The organism is Streptomyces sp. NBC_01176, assembly GCF_045039825.1.
GTDB lineage: Bacteria > Actinomycetota > Actinomycetes > Streptomycetales > Streptomycetaceae > Streptomyces.
Window position 1 is genome coordinate 9782105 of sequence record NZ_CP108600.1, and the last position, 17903, is coordinate 9800007.

12 protein-coding genes are annotated in these 17903 nt (G+C 71.3%); 7 read left to right on the forward strand and 5 right to left on the reverse strand.

Annotated elements, in window-relative coordinates; translation table 11 throughout:
- Positions 1–58: 58 nt before the first annotated feature.
- The gene (locus tag OG199_RS42630; protein WP_405834353.1) at positions 59–850 is read right to left on the reverse strand and encodes a TetR/AcrR family transcriptional regulator; all 792 of its coding nucleotides are present in this window, start codon (positions 848–850) and stop codon (positions 59–61) included.
- A gap of 231 nt (positions 851–1081) precedes the next feature.
- Between OG199_RS42630 and OG199_RS42635 the strand changes: the two genes are divergently transcribed.
- Positions 1082–3301, forward strand: a complete 2220-nt coding sequence (locus OG199_RS42635; RefSeq protein WP_356807956.1) for an MMPL family transporter — start codon at positions 1082–1084, stop codon at positions 3299–3301.
- A 163-nt stretch (positions 3302–3464) separates the two neighbouring features.
- Here the strand turns inward: OG199_RS42635 and OG199_RS42640 are convergent, their stop codons facing one another.
- Entirely contained in the window at positions 3465–3863 is a 399-nt protein-coding gene (locus OG199_RS42640; protein WP_405834354.1) for a VOC family protein, read from the reverse strand.
- Positions 3864–3953: 90 nt separating this feature from the next.
- Between OG199_RS42640 and OG199_RS42645 the strand changes: the two genes are divergently transcribed.
- Complete coding sequence (locus OG199_RS42645; RefSeq protein ID WP_401808061.1) at positions 3954–4943, forward strand: helix-turn-helix transcriptional regulator; 990 nt, start codon at positions 3954–3956, stop codon at positions 4941–4943.
- Between the two features lie 101 nt (positions 4944–5044).
- Here the strand turns inward: OG199_RS42645 and OG199_RS42650 are convergent, their stop codons facing one another.
- Positions 5045–5881 (reverse strand): helix-turn-helix domain-containing protein, encoded by an 837-nt coding sequence (locus OG199_RS42650; protein WP_405834356.1) that lies wholly within the window; start codon positions 5879–5881, stop codon positions 5045–5047.
- Between the two features lie 113 nt (positions 5882–5994).
- On the opposite strand from OG199_RS42650, the gene OG199_RS42655 reads away from it, so the two are divergent.
- The gene (locus tag OG199_RS42655; RefSeq protein WP_405834852.1) at positions 5995–6588 is read left to right on the forward strand and encodes an NADPH-dependent FMN reductase; all 594 of its coding nucleotides are present in this window, start codon (positions 5995–5997) and stop codon (positions 6586–6588) included.
- A 149-nt stretch (positions 6589–6737) separates the two neighbouring features.
- Here OG199_RS42655 and OG199_RS42660 read toward each other — a convergent pair whose 3' ends face one another.
- Together OG199_RS42660 and OG199_RS42665 are read right to left on the reverse strand one after the other, a co-directional pair.
- The gene (locus OG199_RS42660) at positions 6738–7457 is read right to left on the reverse strand and encodes an SDR family oxidoreductase (RefSeq protein WP_405834358.1); all 720 of its coding nucleotides are present in this window, start codon (positions 7455–7457) and stop codon (positions 6738–6740) included.
- Positions 7458–8231: 774 nt separating this feature from the next.
- Complete coding sequence (locus tag OG199_RS42665) at positions 8232–9365, reverse strand: ScbA/BarX family gamma-butyrolactone biosynthesis protein (RefSeq protein ID WP_405834359.1); 1134 nt, start codon at positions 9363–9365, stop codon at positions 8232–8234.
- A gap of 1468 nt (positions 9366–10833) precedes the next feature.
- On the opposite strand from OG199_RS42665, the gene OG199_RS42670 reads away from it, so the two are divergent.
- The 4 genes from OG199_RS42670 to OG199_RS42685 all read left to right on the forward strand — a co-directional run bounded on the left by OG199_RS42670 (position 10834) and on the right by OG199_RS42685 (position 17388).
- Entirely contained in the window at positions 10834–12075 is a 1242-nt protein-coding gene (locus OG199_RS42670) for a cytochrome P450 (protein WP_405827303.1), read from the forward strand.
- Between the two features lie 1729 nt (positions 12076–13804).
- Complete coding sequence (locus OG199_RS42675; RefSeq protein WP_381240001.1) at positions 13805–14491, forward strand: ScbR family autoregulator-binding transcription factor; 687 nt, start codon at positions 13805–13807, stop codon at positions 14489–14491.
- 609 nt (positions 14492–15100) lie between these two features.
- Positions 15101–15778 carry a ScbR family autoregulator-binding transcription factor gene (locus tag OG199_RS42680; RefSeq protein ID WP_405827300.1) on the forward strand — a complete coding sequence of 226 codons (678 nt, stop codon included), beginning with the start codon at positions 15101–15103 and terminating at the stop codon, positions 15776–15778.
- Positions 15779–16509: 731 nt separating this feature from the next.
- Positions 16510–17388 (forward strand): BTAD domain-containing putative transcriptional regulator, encoded by an 879-nt coding sequence (locus OG199_RS42685; RefSeq protein WP_405827298.1) that lies wholly within the window; start codon positions 16510–16512, stop codon positions 17386–17388.
- Positions 17389–17903: the final 515 nt, after the last annotated feature.

The following is a 17903-nucleotide window of genomic DNA, read 5'->3' on the forward strand; positions in this document are numbered from 1 at the left end:
CGCACGAGTACATCCAGTTGACGGACCGTTCGGGACTCCCAAGCCTCCGCCACGCAGGTCATCGGCCGGCCGGAGAGGTGTGTTCCTGCGGATGCGGATCCGCTGCGGCGGTCTCTGGTCCCGCGAGGGGAATCCGGCTGTGGATGTCCTGGAACAGGTTTCGCATCGCCATCCGGAAGATCTCGGCCTGGTGGTCGGCGAGGAACGAGGTGTGCCCGAACACCTCGAGGACGACCAGGCCGTGCAGGTGCCCCCACGCGCTCAGGACCAGAGCGGTCACGGGGGGCGGCAGGTCTCGCCGACCGGTCGGCGGCAACTGGTCCAGGTACGTCAGGAGCGCAGCCGAGAGACCGGGGGCGTCGGCAGCGGCGAGTTGTGCGGTGGTGAACCCGTCGAACAGCTCGCGCTCGAAGATCGCGCTCATCCGCCGCACGGCCTGGGTGGTCGGGCCCTCGACGGGAGCCGTGTAGTACCGCAGCGGGGTTCCGTAGAGGAGTTGGAATCGCTCGGGATGGGCGATGGCCCAGTGGCGGTACCCCTCGGCGGCGACGAGCACGCGCTCCTGCGCCGCGTCCTCCGTGGTGGCGTCGACAGCGGCCTGCACGGCGTCGGTCAAGTCGTCGTAGGCCTTGGCGATGAGCGCCGTGACAAGGTCGTCGCGGCTCGGAAAGTAGTGGTAGAGCGCCTGCACGGTCATACCCAGGCTACGGGCGATCGCGCGCAGGGACAGGGCAGCGGGACCGTTTTCGGTGATGTGGCGCTCAGCCGCGTCCAGGATCTCCCGGGCGGCCGCCGCCCGACGCCGCTGGCGCAGGGAGAGCGGGGCGGCTGCGTGTTCGTCAGTGGGCATGCGGCGACCGTACGACGGCAACTCGACGCGCGCATCACGAAGTTGGGGACTGTGAAGAAAATCTGACACTGCCAAATCTTCCGCCGTCTCACTAGCGTCGTATCGGCGACGAGGTGCGCCATCACAGCTGTCCCTGTCGCGACGAACAGGCGTTGCGGGGAACCGAGTTGGCATCCCTTCGACGTCGGTCGCTCGACCTTGTCTTCACGAAGGACGCAAAGGAGATCGTGCGTGTTTGAACGCATAGCCGAACTGGTGATCCGCCGGTCCCGGCTGGTACTGGTCGTCGCTGTCGTGGCTGTGGCCCTCATGGGTGCCGCGGGCGCCGGGGCCTTCGGCAAGCTGCTGGGGGGCGGCTACGACGATCCGGCCTCCTCGTCCAGCCGTGCCGCGGAGGTCATCGACAACAAGTTCGGCGGGGAGACGAACCTGGTCCTGCTGGTCCGCGCATCCGAGGGCCGCGTCGACACCCCGGCGGCCCAGCGGAGCGGCCTTGCTCTGGTGTCCGCCCTCAAGAAGGAGCGGAATCTGGGGAACGTGGTCTCGTACTGGGACACGGCCAGTGCCGATCTCCGATCCGAGGACGGCCGCGAGGCCCTGGTGCTCGCCCACGTGAAGGGCGACGGCACGGAGCGGGACGAGAACGCCAAGAGCGTCATCGACGCCTACGCCGGACCGCACGAGGGCGCGCTCACGGTCCGAGCCGGTGGTGGCGCCGCCGTCACGAGCGAGATGGGGAAGCAGTCGGGCGAGGACCTCGTACTGGCCGAGTCCATCGCCGTACCGCTCACCCTCGTGCTGCTCCTGGTGGTCTTCGGCAGCGTGGTGGCGGCTCTGCTGCCGCTGGTGATCGGAACCATCGCCATCACGGGCACGTTCGCGGAGCTCTACGTCCTCGGCAGCGTCACCGATGTCTCCGTCTTCGCGGTCAACCTGACCACGGCACTGGGCCTCGGCCTCGGCATCGACTACGCCCTGCTGATGGTCAGCCGATTCCGGGAACAGCTCGCGGCAGGGGCCGGTGTGGACGACGCCGTCCGGCGCACAGTGAGCACCGCGGGCCGTACGATCGCGTTCTCCGCCGCGACCGTGGCCGCCGCGCTCGGCGCCCTCCTGGTGTTCCCGCAGTACTTCCTGCGCTCGTTCGGCTATGCCGGGGTCGGTGTCGTCGCCATCGCGGCCGTCAGCACCCTGTTCGTCATGCCGGCCCTGTTCGTCGTCCTGGGCCACCGCGTCAACAGCGGGCGGCTGCCGTGGGCGAAGTCCCGCCGCCCGGACGTCCGTGTGCCGCTGTGGGGACGGCTGGCCCGCACCGTCATGCGGCGCCCGGCGCTCACCGCGCTGCCCGTGCTCGCGGTACTTCTGCTGGCGGCGAGCCCGCTGCTGGGGATCTCCTTCGGCACACCGGACGAACGCGTGCTGCCCGAGGACGCCCACAGCCGCCAGGTCGCCTCGGCACTGCAGCGGAACTTCAAGGGCAACGACGACGCCTCCCTCCACGTCGTCATCGACAAGCCCCTGGGCGGGGTCCCACTGCAGTCGTACGCGGTCGCACTGTCCCGACTCGAGGGCGTCGTTCACGTCGAGACCAGCGCAGGCACCTACGCCGACGGACGCTCCACGGCGTCCGGCTCCGGCAGCGCCGCGCTCGGCCGCCCCGGCGCGCAGCAGATCAACGTGGTGAGCGGCCTGCCGCCGAAGTCGGCGGAGGCACAGAGCCTGGTCGACGAGGTGAGAGCGGTCACCCCGCCCGCCGGGTCGCATCCCCTGGTCGGGGGAACCGACGCCGTCCTGGTCGACGCCAAGGACTCCATCGCCGGCAGGCTCCCGCTCGCGGTCACCCTGGTCGTCCTCACCACCTTCCTCCTGCTCTTCCTTTTCACCGGCAGCATCGTGCAACCGCTGCGCGCGTTGCTCCTCAACATGGTCAGCCTGGGAGCGACCCTGGGCGTCATGACCTGGATCTTCCAGGACGGCCACCTCTCCTCGCTGCTCGGCTTCACCGCGCAGCCGATGGAGGTGTCGATGACGGTGCTGATGTTCTGCATCGCCTTCGGTCTCTCGATGGACTACGAGGTGTTCGTCACCAGCCGGATCAAGGAACTCCACGAGTCGGGCGAGGACAACGAGTCAGCCGTGGCCAACGGCCTCGGGCACACGGGGCGCATCGTCAGCGCCGCGGCCTGCCTGCTCGCGGTGAGCTTCTTCGCGTTCGGGACGGCCGAGCTCAGCTTCATGCAGATGTTCGGACTGGGCAGCGGACTGGCCGTCCTCATCGACGCCGTCGCCGTGCGCGGCGTCCTCGTACCCGCCGCGATGCGCCTGCTCGGCCGCTCGGCGTGGTACGCGCCGCACTTCCTGCGGAAGTTCCACGGGCGGTACGGACTCAGTGAAGGCGGCCCCGAGATCGCGGTGGTGGGGGAACCAGCGGCCAAGTCTCCGTACGCGTAGAAATCGACAGAGGTCTGCTCGCTCCGGACCACGGCCCCCTGTGTGCCCGTCTCCGCGATGGAGGCGGGCACCGCCGCGCAGGGGAAGGCATGGGGACAACCCTCCCTTGCGGCCGAGGAGTTGGCTGCCTGTCGCCGCGGTGTGATCGGTGTTGTCAGCGTGATCAGCGAGCGAACCTCGCGAGGGCGTCCGGCGTGACGGGGGTGAAGAAGTTGACCAGGTTGCCGTCGGGGTCACGGAACAGGAGTGCGCGGTTTCCCCAGGGCATCGTGGTGGGCTCGTTGACGAAGTCCTCCACGAAGTCGGTCAGGTTCCTGTGCGTTCGGTCCACGTCGTCGACGAGGAATTCGACGATGACGCTGTGGTTGTCGGCCGGACGGGCCGAGCCGGGCGCGAACAGAGGGACGGTGCGGGTGCTGCCGATCGCGAGAGTGGCCGAGGCCGTCCTGATCTCGGCGAAGTCCTCGTTGGACCAGTCGGCCGGTACGCCGGTGGCGCGCTCGTAGAAGTCGACGAGGCGGGCGACGTCGCCCGTGATGATGCGGACGGAGACGAAGTTCATGGGAATTCTCCTGGTCGGTCGGTGTTCCTGGTGCAGGCTACGACCTATACCGGGCAGAACCCGCCCGGTATAAGTGGGAGACTTCTGAGCATGCCTCGGCCCATTGCTCGCGTACTCACCCTGTTGGAGCTCCTGCAGTCGGGCGGCGTCCGGACCGCGGCCGAACTCGCCGACCGGGTCGGCGTCGACGAACGGACCGTACGGCGCTACGTCGACCACCTCGTCGACCTCGACGTACCTGTCGAGTCGGTGCGCGGCCGCTACGGCGGCTACCGGCTCGCCACCGGTTACCGCATGCCTCCGCTCATGCTGAGCGACGACGAAGCGCTCGCCGTGCTCCTGGGACTGATGGCGGGCCGGCGAGCCGGGCTGACGACAGCCATGGGCGCGGCGAGCGAGACAGCGGCGGCCAAGATCCGGCGGGTACTGCCGGAGCGGCTGAGCCGCAGACTCGACGCCGTATCCGGATCCCTCACCTTCACCGCCCCGCCCGGTGAGGCGGTCGCCGCGGAATCCACGGTCCTGCTCTCCCTCACCGACGCGGTGCGTCATCACCGGCCGATCGCGATCCGGTACACCGCGGCAGACGGCCGGCGCAGCGAACGGACCCTGCACCCGTACGGAGTTGTCGCTCATTCGGGCAAGTGGTACCTGACGGCCACGGATCTCACGGCCGACGACGACCGGACGTTCCGGCTGGATCGCATCACCGATGTCAGGACGCTGCCCGGCTCGTTCGAACCACCCGCCGGACTCGACCCGGCGAAGCGCGTCCTGACAGGGCTCGCCACGGCTCCGTACCAGCATGAGGTGACGTTGCGAGTCCAGGGGACGGCCGACGAGATCCACACCCGGCTTCCCGCCGGCGTCGCGATCGTGCAGGAACTCCCGTCCCCGAGCGGCGCGGACCCGGTGACCGAGCCGTGGTCCCGCGTCGACCTGCGGGTGGACCGGCTCGACTGGCTTCCTGCCGTCCTCGCGTCGCTGGACAGGCCGTTCGTCATCGAGGGGCCGGACGAACTCCGTGGCCTCGTCGAGGCGTTCGCCGAACGCCTCATGAACTCGGCAGGGCGGACCTAGACGCACGTATGACAGATCGGCGGTTCTCGCGGTCCCTGCGGCGGAGGCGGACGGCATCTCCTCCACGCTGCCCGGCCTCCTGCTGAGATGGCCAGGTGGGGTTATGAGATGGCGCGGAGTGGGCCGTGGGGCCGGTGACGGAGCTGGTCGACGGCGCGGGCCGTCCCCTCGTCCGCGGGGAGAAAGACGACCAGTTGCTGTGTGTCCGGGGAGAGCGTGAGGGTCTCACGGAGCAGGCGAAGGGCGTATCCGGACGGGTGGTTGAGGCGGAGAGTCCCGCGTCGCGGAACCACGTGACGGTTCAGGCGACGCGTGAAGTCGGGGCCGGCGGCGGGGGCGAGTTCTCTGCTGAACCATTCGGAGTTCTCGATGGAGGGGCCGAGCCAGAGGTCGAAGGCCTGCTCATCCGCCACGTCGTCCCAGTCCGCGAAGAACGTCCGGGCGCGGGCGTCGGTGAAGACGTAGTGGGTGAGGTTCGGGGTGTCGGTGTCGAGCAGTCCGGTTCCGCGCGTCACCGACGCGTAGCCGCTGGTGTGGGCGAGAACGTCGCCCAGCCGGTTGGTCACCATGGCGATCCCCGGTTCAAGAAGGCGCAGTGTCTCCAGGACGGGTGGGCGGACGTCGCGGCGTGGTGGTGTGGGCTGGGCGTGAGCGGAGCACACGCCGCCAGTGATCTTCGCGAGGTAGCGCAGATGGTTGCGCTCCGGGGCGTTGAGGCTGAGCGCATCGGCCAGCGCGTTCACCACCGCCACCGAGGGGTTGCGATCACGGCCCTGTTCGATACGGGTCAGGTACTCGACGCTGATGCCGGCCCGCGTGGCGAGATCCAGGCGCCGAAGGCCCGGTGAGCGGCGGCGGCCGCGATCGGGCAGTCCCAGTGATTCCGGCTGGATGCTATCGCGCTTGGCCCGGATGAAATCCCCCAACGGCGTGCCCATGTCGCGAGCATACGGCGCAGGCTGCTCATCGTGGACTGCTCAGAGTGGCCCTGCGGGGGCCAGCCTGAGCGCGGTCTGGCTGGAGCCGTGGTGGGGCCTCGATCGTGGTGGGCATGGAGAACAGACACCAGCTCGTGATCGTCGTCGGAAGCGTTCGTGAAGGACGGTTCGGCCCGGTGGTGGCCTCGTGGGTCGCCGAACAAGCCGTCGTTCATGGTGGTTTCGACGTGCACGTCGTCGACCTGGCCGAGATCGACATTCCCCTGGAGCTGCCCGCGGCGTCGCCGAAGTCCGCCGGCGACGCGTACCCGCGTCCGGCCGGAATGGCGGCGCTGACCTCGGCCCTGGAGAGCGCTGACGCGTTCGTCATCGTCACGCCGGAGTACAACCACAGCTATCCCGCGTCGCTGAAGGCGGCCATCGACTGGCACTTCACCCAGTGGACGGCCAAGCCCGTGGCGTTCGTCAGCTACGGCGGAGCAGCGGGCGGGCGGCACGCGGTGCTCCACTTGGAGAACGTGCTGACCGAATTGCATGCCGTGACGATTCGCGACGGTCTCACCTTTCCGAACTATTTCACGGCATGGCAGGACGGCCGTCCCGTCGGCCTTGAGGCCGCGGGGTACGCCAAGACGGTTCTCGACCAGTTGGCGTGGTGGGCGGCCGCGCTCCGGTCGGCGCGGGACACTGTTCCCTACCCGGCGTGACAGGCCGCCCCGGGTCGGCACCGGCTTCTGCGTGGTGGGTGGCGGTGCCTGGGCGTGGGGTGGCGTGGCCTGGAGCGGTGTGGCATGGAGGCGCGCGGTGTGGCACGGAGGCGTGTGGCGGTGCGTGGCGTGGCTTGGCGTGGTGGAGGTCAGCTGAGCGGCTCGCCGCCGTCGATGTGCACCGTCTCTCCGGTCAGGAAGGGGCTGGTCATCGCGAAGAGCACCGCGTTGGCGACGTCGTCCGTGGTACCGATGCGCTGGGCCGGGTTGCGGGCGCGGATGCGGGCGAAGTACTCCGACTTGCCCTCTTCCCCGAAGTCGTCCCAGGCGCCGGTGTCGATCACTCCCGGCGAAATGGCGTTGACGCGGATGGGGGCCAGCTCCAGGGCGAGGGAACGGGCCAGGACTTCCGCGGCACCATTGGTGATGGCCACGGCCAGTGTGCCTACCGCGATCTTCGCCGCGGCGACGCCTGAGAAGAGGGTGAAGGACCCTGACGCGGGGATGCGGGGCGACAGGTGCTTGGCCAGCATGAGCGGGCCGATGACCTTGGTGTCGAAGGAGAGCCTCACTGCGTCGCGGTCCAGGTCGGCGATGAGGCCGCGCGCTCGGGCGGAGGCGGTGGAGACCACGTGGTCGACGGTGCCGAGCCGCTCGCCGAGGGCGGCGATGGAAGCTTCGTCGGTGAGGTCGACGGCCTCGGTCGTGATTCCGGGCTCGTCGGCGTAGGCGCCGGCGAGGGACTCCTTATCGCGGCCGGCGGCTACGACGTCGGCTCCCGCGTCTCGGGCAGCGATGACGATAGCGTGGGCGATGCCCCCGCCCCGACCGATGACCAGCGCGGTTTTGCCCTTGAGAGGTCCGGTCATGGCGATGTCCTTTCGAGGAGCAGCTCCCGGTGCCGGGCGGGGCTTCTCCGAGGGGTGCGCGCCCTCCGTCAGCCCCCGGCACCGGCGATGGCACCGACTGTGCGAAGCAGGCAGCCGCAGGGTTTTGGCGGTTACTTCCTTCTGGTGCCGACTTTCGAGTCTATAACCTGCCACGCGCGAATGAAAGGTTAGGCTGCGCTGGGCCGCTCGCTGTTGGCGGGGCGACTCAACCGCATGTCACGGCTCCTCTCCACCTTGCAGTGGGCAGCCCGCGGCCGCATCCGCCAGCGGTTGGCGGTTGGCGGTTGGTGGCTGGTGGTCGGCGGTCCGCGTTCGTGACTGGGGTGCCGCTGCCGCAGACAGATCCAAGCGCGAGCCGTGCTGTCCGGTGGCGGAGCGGGTGCAGGTCGCTGCGCCGGCTGCGGATGCCTCGATCGGGTCCACTGTTTCGATGCCGCGCGCCAGGTGTCCTGGGGGTGCAGGGCTTTTGCTGGGGAGGCGGTTGGTGCCCGCGTCTGTGCGGTCACTGTCACCGTGCAGGCGAGGGGAAGTGCCCGTCGGGTGGTGAAGTGCCGGTGGGGCGGTGCGTTGCTGACTTCAGCGTGTCGCGCTACTTGGGGGCCGGTGGTGTGTCGATGCGTTGAGTGGCTGGTTGGTCGAGTGTGGTGGTGGCTAGGGCTGGGGGGGTGGGGGTTGGCGGGGTCGGGTCCGGGTGGTTTGTGGTCAGGGTGGTTGGCCGGTTGGCTGGCTAGGGCTGGTGTGGTGGCTGGTGGGTTAGGGGTGGTGGTGGGTGGGGGTGGTGGTGAGGTGGGCGGTGAAGACGGTGTGGTTGTTTTGGTGGCCGGTGACGTGGGTGGTGCGGGTGCCGGTGGGGGGGTTGGTGGTGGGTTCGCTGGTGTGGGTGCCGGTGGGGGTGTTGGTGGTGGGTTCGCTGGTGTGGGTGGTGTTGCTGGTGTGGGTGTCGGTGTTGGTGGTGTGGGTGTCTACGTCGGTGTCAACGTTGGTGGTGTGGGTGGTGATGTAGGTGGGGGTGTGGTGTTCGGTGTAGCGGTGGAAGGTGGCGTGGAGGGTGGTGAGGTGGGTGGGGGTGGGGTGGGTGTGGGTGTGGGTGGCTTGGCGGGCGGCTTCGAGGAGGACCATGCCGGGGATGTGGTCGGTGGTGTGGTCGAAGAGGATGGGGTGGTGGGGGTTGGGGGTGAGTTGCCAGGTGTGGGGTTGGGGGGTGGGGGTGAGGACGAGGTCGAGGGGGAGGTGGCGTCCGTAGGGGGTGGGGTCGGTGGGGGGTGTGGGTGGGGGTGTGGGTTGGGGGGTGGGGTGGGTGGTGTGGGGTTGGCGGAGGCGTTGGTAGGTGGTGGGGGTGAGGCAGGTGAATTGGCCGCCGCCGGTGGCGGTGGTGTGGCCGTTGCGGGTGATGTTGATGTGCATGGTGAAGTCGGCGAGGCGTTTGCCTTTGTAGCGGAGGGTGGTGCAGGTGGCGGTGAGGGTGAGGTCGGTGGGGGTGGGGCCGATGTGGAGGTGTTGGGGGTGGGTGGTGAGGTGGATGTTCCACATGAGGAAGTGGTGGTCGAGGGGGACGCCGAGTTCGGCGTGGGCGAGGTAGAGGCCGGTTTGGCGGATGGTTTCTGCGGCTTGGAGGGGGTCGTGGTGGGTGCCGTCGGGGGTGGTGTAGAAGGTGTGGGCGCGGGGCCATTGGGCGGTGAGGGTGTAGTGGTTGTCGCCGGTTTTTTCGCTGCCGGTGAGGAAGACCTCGGCGAGGCTTGAGCGGTGGACGTATTCGCGGGGGACGGTGGTGGTGAGGCGGGGCATGGGGGTGGTGGGGGCGGGGTGTGGGGGTGGGGTGGTTGCGGGTGGGGTGGGGGTGGGGTGGGGGGTGGGGTGGTTGTCCTGGTGGACGGTGAGCAGGGTCATGGGTGTCTCCGTTGCGCCGTTGGGTGGGCTGGGATCGACCGTGCAGGGTCATAAGATACGAACCTACCGGTTTTCTTTTCAAGGGTGGGCGGGGAATTTCGCGGCCGGCGGTCGGGTGTGGGGCCGGGTGGTCGGGGTGCCGGGGGTTCGGGGTCCGGGGGTGGGCGGGGCGGGGTGGGGTGGGGATCTTTCCGGGTAAACGGGGGGTTGTATTCCGTTCTGGTGGTGTCTTCCGTGGGTGCGGGGTGCTGTGCGAGGCTCGGGGTCGGTGGCGGTGGTGGGGGTCGGGCTCTCGCGGGTGGCGGGTTCGGGGGCTATGGTGAAACCGGCTGAGCGGTTTGGTTTGGGTGCTGTTTTGGGTGGGTGCGGGCCTGTGCCGCGGGTGCGGGTGCGGGTGCGGGTGCGGGTTCGGGTTCGGGTGGTGTGAGGGTTCGGGCCGGTGCTGCGGGTGCGGGTGCCGGTGGCGGTGCTGGTGGCGGGGGCCGGGGTGGTCCGGTGCTGGTGGTGTGGGGGGTCGGGGGGTGCCGGCCGGGGGGTGGTCGTGCGGGGGTTGGGGGGTGCGGGTTGGGGGGTGGCCGTGCGGGGGTGTGGGGGTCTGGTTCCGGCGTGGGTGCCGTGTCTGTCTCGTTCCTGGTGGGGGTGCGGAGGTGGCGCGTTGCCGGGCTCTTCGCGGTGTGGTGCCGGGCTGTTCGCGGGTGGTGCCGGGTTGCTCGCGGGTGGTGCCGGGTTGCTCGTGGTGTGGTGCCGGGTGGTTCGTGCGGGGGTGGGGGGCGGCTGGTGCGGGTGTGCCGTGCTGGGGGTTGGCGTTTTGTGCCGGTTTTGTGTTGTTGGTGGTTGTTCGTATTGCTGTGTTGGTTCGTGTCGTTGTGGTTTTTCCGGTGTTTTCGCTGTCTGCGGGGAGGGTCTGATGGTGCGTCGGCTGGATGGGCGTGAGCAGGGTCGCAGTGGGCTGGACGGGGGCGGGGTGGCCGGGCCGGTCGGGAGCGAACCGGCGGTGGCAGGTCCGGCGGGCGGTGAGAGGGCCGGGGGCGAGGCGGCCGGGCGTGGGGTGGCCGGGCCGGTCGGGAGCGAACCGGCGGTGGCCGGGTCTGCGGCCGGTGGGGCGGCCGGGAGTGGGGCGGCGGTGGCCGGGTCGGCTGGGTCGGCTGGGTTGGCGGGGAGTGGGGCGGCGGTGGCCGGGTCGGCTGGGTCGGCTGGGTTGGCGGGGAGTGGGGCGGCGGTGGCCGGGTCGGCTGGGTCGGCTGGGTTGGCGGGGAGTGGGGCGGCGGTGGCCGGGTCGGCTGGGTTGGCGGGGAGTGAGGCGGCGGTGGTGGCTGGGCTGGCGGGGTTTGCGGGGAGTGGGGCGGGTGTGGGGGTGCTGGGTGGTGTGGCTGGGGTGGCCGGGGTGGCTGGTCCGGTTGGGGCGGCCGGGGTGGCTGAGGCCGGGGTGGCTGGTGTGGGTGGGGTGGGTGGTGGGGGGTGTCCGTTTGTGTTGGATGTGTTGGGGCGGGATGTGCAGGGGGAGGCGGCTGTGTTGCGGGGGCGGGGTGCGGTGTCGCGGGTGGTGTTGCCGGGTGGGGTGGGGGCGTGGGTGGTGACGGATGCGGGGGTGATGCGTGGGTTGTTGATGGATGGGCGGGTGTCGAAGGATGCGTATCGGCATTGGCCGGCGTGGCGGCGGGGGGAGGTGTCGGGGAGTTGGCCGTTGGCGGTGTGGGTGTCGGTGCAGAATCTGGTGACGTCGTACGGGGCGGAGCATCGGCGGTTGCGGGGGTTGATGGCGTCGGCGTTCACGGCGCGGCGGGTGGCGTTGCTGGGTCCGCGGGTGGAGGAGATCGCGGGGGGTCTGCTGGATGGGGTTGAGGAGGCGGCGGGGCGGGGCGGGGGTGGGGTGGTGGATGTGCGGGAGTTGTTCGCGTTGCCGTTGCCGGGGCGGGTGATGTTGGAGTTGTTCGGGATTCCGGAGGAGTTCCGGGGGCCGTTGCGGGAGATCATTGACGGGTTTTTCGATACGGCGGTGTCGTCGGTGGAGGCGCAGTCCAATTACCGGGCGTTGTATTCGACGATGGGGGAGTTGGTCGCGTTCAAGCGGCGGTGTCCGGGTGAGGATCTGACCAGTGCGCTGATCGCGGCGGGTGCGGGTGAGGGTGGGGGGTTGGGTGAGAAGGAGCTGGTCGACAACTTGATCATGTTGTTGTCTGCGGGGTGTGAGCCGACGGTGAATCTGCTGGGCAATGCGGTGGCGTTGTTGCTGGGGGATTTGGGTCAGCTGGAGTTGGTGCGGTCGGGGCGGGTGTCGTGGGGGGATGTGGTGGAGGAGGCGGTGCGGGTGGAGGCGCCGGGGGCGAATGCGATTTTGCGGTATGCGGTGGAGGATGTGCGGGTGGGGGAGACGGTGATCGAGCGGGGGGATGCGCTGGTGATGTCGTTCGCGGCGGCGGGGCGGGATCCGGGGGTGCACGGGGAGGATGCGGATGTGTTCGATGTGACGCGGGAGACGCGTCGGGAGCATCTGTCGTTCGGTCATGGGGTGCATTACTGCCTGGGGGCGCCGTTGGCGCGGCTGGAGGCGGAGATCGCGTTGCGGGCGTTGTTCGGGCGTTTCCCGCGGATGCGGGCGGCGTTCGTGCCGGGGGAGTTGCCGCGTACGGAGTCGTTCATTTCGAATGGGCCGCGGGTGCTGCCCGTGGTGCCGGGGCCGGCGGCTCACCAGGCCGCAGCGGGCGGGTGAGCCGCCGGGTCTGCCGGACTCCGCCTGGCCCGGCTGGTCCCCCAGGCCCGCCAAACCCACCTGGCCCACCTGGCCCATCAGGTTCACCAGGCCCGCCCGGCCCCGTTGACCCGGTGGGCCCGGTGGGTTTGGTGGGTTTGGTGGGTTGAGCGGGGTGCTGCCCGTGGTGCCGGTGCCGGCCGGCACCGGCCAGGAGTTGGTGCTGGGCGTTGTGTTGTCTGTTTTCGCGGGCCGGGTCGCTCTGCGGGTGCGGTGTGTGTCTTGTGGTGCCGGGTGTCCTGGGGCGGTGGACCGTGCTGGGTGCTGGGTGGTGCCGGGTATGGTCCCGGCCGGGGGCGTCGGCTGCGTCAAGTCCCTTCACCCGGCCTTGCCTTGCCTCGTCTCCCTTCGCCTCGCCTCGCCCTTGCCTCGTCTCGTCTTGCGGGGTCCGGTGTTGTCTTGTCTCGGGTTCGGCGGCTGTGGTGGGTGGTTGTCCGCTGCGGTCGCCGGCGCTTTCCTTCGGGCTGTCTCGCGCAGGGTTTTCGCCGGTGCTGCTCGGACGGAGCCGGCGCCGGTGCTGGTGGTGGGGTGCTGCCGGCCGTGACGGTGCGCGGGAGACCGGGGAGCGGGGGAGGTGGGGGGTGTCTGCGGTGGGTGGCCGGTCCGGGAGGCCGGTTGGGGGTTCGCAGACCCGGGGGAAGGGTTTTTAGGCCCTGATCGGGTGCGGCCGGTCCGGGTGTGCGGAGGTCTGGTGCCGGGTGGCCTTCGTGGCGTTGTCCGCGTGACGTTGTGGCCGTAGGGGATCTTTTCTGCGGTGTGAACCGGTCGGTGCCTGGGGTGTGTTGGGGTGCGGTCCCGGCAGGATGCGGGTGCCCGGGGTGCCCGGGGTGCCCGGGGTGCCCGGGGTGCCCGGGGTGCCTGGGGTGCCGGGGTGGTCTGGGTGGGGTGCGGGCCGGTGGGGCCGGGGTGGCAGGCAGCGTCGGCCGGGCCGTGTGCGGATCGGGTTTCGTGGGTGTGCGAGGCCGTGGCGGATGCGGTTTCGTCGGTGTGCGGGGCCGTGCGGGAAATGGGGCCCGGTGTTGTGCGGGTGTCCGGTGTCCGGCCTGCTGGTGGTCCGCGGTTGTCGGCTGTTGTGTGCTGTCCGGGCGGGCGGGTCAGGTGCCTTGTGCGGGGGTGTTCTGCCGGATGCCGGCCTGCCCGGGGAGTCTGCTGCCGGGCGGACGGGCCGCTGGGTGGCGGCCGCCGGGGTTTCCCGGCGTGGGTTCGGCGGTGCGGGTCGTGGGCCCGGTGGTGCGGGTGTGGCGGGGGGTGCGGGTGGGTGTGGGCGGTGTCTGTTTCTGGTGTGGTGGTGTGATCGTCTTGCTGTGTTCCCGGGGTCTGTCGTGCCGGGTGTTGGTTGTTGGGTTGTTGGGTTGTCGGGTGTGGGTGGGGGGTGGCGGCTGGGGTTGTGGTGGGGTCGGGGTGTGCGGGTGTGGTGGTTCGGGGGCGGGGTGGGGACCGGTTGAATCCGGACTTCCGGTTGGGTGGGTGCGGGGGGTGGCGGGTGGGGGGTGGAGGTGTTGTCCGGCCCGGTGAGGGGGCGGGCGGGCGGGGGTGGTGAGGGGGTGGGCGGGGGCGGGGTTTTGAGCCGGGGCGGGGTGGTGGCGGGGGCGCTGCCCTTGTGAAAATACGGACTACCTGGTTTGGTTTGGAGTGGTTGCAAGGAAAACATCTTGCGATGGAGTGAGGAACGACCACTGGAGGGTTCGTGGTGCGGCAGGAGCGTGCGATTCGCACCCGGCGGGCGATTTTGAATGCGGCGGCGTCGGTTTTCGACGAGCGCGGGTATGAGGCCGCCACGATCGGTGAGGTGCTGACCCGGGCGGGTGTGACCAAGGGGGCCCTGTACTTCCATTTCCCCTCGAAGCAGGCGCTGGCGGAGGGGGTGCTGGCGGAGCAGTTCTCGGGTTTCACGCTGGCGCCCCGGGCGAGCAAGCTGCAGGAGCTGGTGGACATGGGGCTGTCGCTGGCGTACCGGATGCGCCGCAACCCGGTGGTCAGTGCCTCGGCGAGACTTTCGCTGGGCCAGGAGATGGGGGCCATCTTCGGCACCTGGACGATCACGACCTGGCTGGATGCGACGGAGAAGGTGCTGCGCGAGGCGCGGGAGCAGGGTGAACTGCTGCCGCATGTGGACCCGGCGGAGAGTGCGTGGGTGTTCTCGGCCGCGTGGACGGGTGTGCAGGTCTACTCCCACACGCTGGCGGGCCGGGAGGATCTGGAGCGGCGGGTCTCCGCGCTGTTCGAGCATCTGCTGCCGAGCATCGCGGTGCCCGCGGTGCTCGGCAAGCTGGTCACCGACCCGGCCCGGGCCGCCGAGGTCGCCGCCGAGGGCGAGCGGCTGGCCGCCGAGGCGGGGGAGCTGGGGGACCTGGACGAGGTCGCCGCTCCCGCCTGACACCCGACCCACCCGCAGGCCTGCAGACCCGCAGGCCTGCAAACCCGCAGGCCTGCAAACCCGTTGGACCCGCAGGCGCGCCGGCCCGCAGACGCACAGGCCGGCCGGCGGGCGGACGCGCAGGCGGGGAGGCGGGCGGGCTGGCGGGTGGGGTTCGGCTCCGGGCGGGTGCGAGCGGGCGTCGAGTGCCGCCGCGGAGCGTGGCGGCAGGCCGGCGCCCGTCCCGCACGGCCCTCTCGCAACCGTCCCCCGGCCCGCGCACCGGTCCGCGCACCGGCCCGTGGCCGGCTGGTGGGCCGGCTGGTGTGTGCGGCTTGTGCGGCTGTCCGCACAGGGTGCGGGTGCGGGCGGGGGTGGGTTCGGCCGGTTTCTGTGTTGTGCGGGCTGGGTTCGTGGGCGGGTGGCCGTGGTGGGTGCCGGGGTCGGTGGCCTGGGGTGTTGTGGCTGGTGGCGGGCGGGGCCGGTGTCTGCGGGCCGGGGTGGGCGGGGTGTCGGTGGGTATCCCGTCCCGTGAAACATACCGCGCGTGCGGTTTGGTAAGGTGTGGCCTCGGAGTGCCCGGGGGTGTCCGCCGTGGCGGCGGCCGGTGCGGGCCCGGGAGGAGGCGGGATGGTCAAGCAGGTTCGGGCGGCACGTACGCGCCAGGCCCTGGTCCGGGCGGCGGCCGAGGTGTTTGCCGATGACGGGTACGCCCTCGCCTCGCTGCCGGCGATCAGCCGGCGGGCCGGGGTGAGTACCGGGGCGCTGCATTTCCATTTCCCGAGCAAGGATCTGCTGGCCCGTGAGGTGGAGGCGGCGGCGACCGCCTCCCTGCAGCGGCTGGCCGCGCGGCAGGACACCCCGCCGGGCGGGGTGTCGGGCGGCCCCGTCGGGGCGGGTGCGGGGGGTGCGGGGCTGCGGCTGCTGGTGGAGGTCAGCCGTGACCTGGTGCTGGGGCTGTCGGCCGACCCGGTGCTGCGGGCCGGGTTCGGGCTGGGCGGTGATCCCTCGCGCAAGGGCGGTGAGGGGCCGGGCCGGTGGTGGAGCGAGTGGGTGCACGCACTGCTGCGCGAGGCCCATGGCGCGGGTGAACTGGCGGAGGGGGTCTCCCCGGAGGCGGCCGCGGTGGCCGTGGTCGCCGCCACCCTCGGGCTGGCCGGTCTCGCCTCCCGCCACCGCTTCCACCTCTCCCCGCATCTGGTGGAACAGTTCTGGGCCCTGCTGCTGCCGGGCCTCGCCGCGCCCCCGCCCCGGCGGCCGGCCCGGCCGGGCATACCCGCCGCCGAGACCGGCCCCGCCCCCCGCTAACAGCCCCGCCCCCCGCCGCCGAGACTGGCCCCGCCCCCCCCGCCGCCGAGACCGGCCCCGCCGGGACCGGCGCCGGGACCGGCTCCGCCCCGGCGGCGGATCTCCGGTCCCCCTGGCGGCGGCCGGCGGCAAGGCCGGTTCCCGGCGGCGGATCTGCGGCCTTGCCCCCGGCTTCCGGCGGCGGGCCGGTTCCGTGTGCGGTGCGGCGGACCGGTTCTGTCCGGCGGGGCGGGATCCGGCCTGTTCCGTGCGGGGGCTGGACCCGCACCCGGGTAAACAGACCGCATGGTGCGGCAATGGAGAGGTCAAGTCGTGCGGGGAGCGGGCCCGGAGGGCCCGTGTTCCGCCTGGCCGGGGCGTTGTGCGGCAAAAGTCGGGTTCCCTGGAGGGGGTCTCGAGTGCCGGCGGAGAGAAAACACGACGACCGGTTTGAGATTGACATACCGTCCATGCTGTTTTTTACTCGGGTGTGCCGGGAGGCACGGAGACGGCAGTCGGTCCGCGACCCCGACAAGTCCCGTCGGGACAGGGCCTGCTGACGGGCCGGCAGATCGGTTGCCGGGCGCACCTGAAGACCGGCGGACCGGCGGGGCGGACGATCTGAGGATCTGACGCCGGTGGGCCGGTACCGGGGCCCGGGCCGGGGCCGGCCTGCTTTCGCGGCGGGGCGGCGGTGGCCGTGCGTGGTCGCGGGCTCTGGCAAATGGCAGCGAACGGACAGGGGAGACGGCGTGGACACCGACATACTCGGCACACTTGCTGTGCGGGAGAAGGGCATCTCGATCACCCCGACCGCTCCCAAGCCGCGGCAGGTGCTGGCGCTGCTGGTCCTGCACGCCGACCAGATGGTGCCGGTGGGCATGCTGAGCGAGGAACTGTGGGGCGCGCAGCCGCCGCGCAGTGCACGGCCCACCCTGCAGACGTACATCCTGCAGCTGCGTGAGCTGATCACCGCGGCGCTGGAGCGGGATCCGGGCGGGCGGCGTACGGCCAAGGACGTGCTGCTGACGGTGCCGGGCGGTTATCTCCTCAAGAGCGGTGAGGGCAGCAGTGACGTGCGGGAGTTCGAGCGGCTGGCCGGGCTGGGCTACCGGGCGATGGACGGGGCGGACTTCCCCGAGGCGGCCCGGCACCTGCGGGCCGCGCTCGCGCTGTGGAGCGGGCCGCCGCTGGCCGACGTGCAGGCCGGCCCGCACCTGGCCACCCAGGTCAAACGGCTGGAGGAGAGCCGGCTGTGCGCGCTGGACCAGCGCATCGAGGCCGATCTGCGCCTGGGCCGCCACCGTGAACTGCTCGCCGAGCTGACCGTGCTGGTCAGCCGGTATCCCACCCACGAGAGCCTGTGCGGGCAGTACATGCTGGCCCTGTACCGCTCCGGGCGCCGGGGCGAGGCCCTGGACGCCTACCAGCGGCTGCGGGCCACCCTGGTACGCGGCCTGGGCCTGGAGCCGTCGGCGGCACTGGGCAAGCTGCAGCGTTCCATCCTGATGGCCCGGCCGGACGGCTCACCCGCCGCAACGGCCATGCCCGGATCCGGATCCGGATCCGGGGCTGCCGGTCCCGGTACGGGCCCCGCCGGGAGCGGACGGCTCGCCGCCCCGGTCGGCTGACCCACCCCACCCCCCCAACCTCCTGGCCCCGCCCCCAACTTGGCCCCGCCCCAGCACCCTGGTCACCGGCCTCAATCTCCTGGTCACCGGCCTCAACCCGCTGGTCGCCGGCCTCACTTCCCTGGCTGCGGTCCCCAACTCCCCGGCCCGGGGCTCCTTGTTCCTCCCCGTGTGGGCCCGGCGCCGAAGGGTGCAGCCCGGTCCGCCCGGACCGACTGGATCGCCAAGCCGCGCCAAGCCACGCCGGGCGGTCCGGGACCTGGCGCAGGCCCCCGGGGTACGGGCATCCGGCCGGGCTTTGGCCGGGGGCCCGGCGGGGTCTGGTGTGCGGCGCGGGCCGCCCGCTCGGGGGCCTGGACACGCCGCGCCGCGCCGGGCGTGCGGTACGGCGGTGCCGGGCGTGAACCCGGGCCGGGCCGCGCGAAGCCACTCGCCAGCCTGTGCCAAGCCGGTACCTGTCGTGCCCCCTGTCGCGTCCCGTCGTGCCGGTGCATGCCGGTGCATGCCGTGCGGGT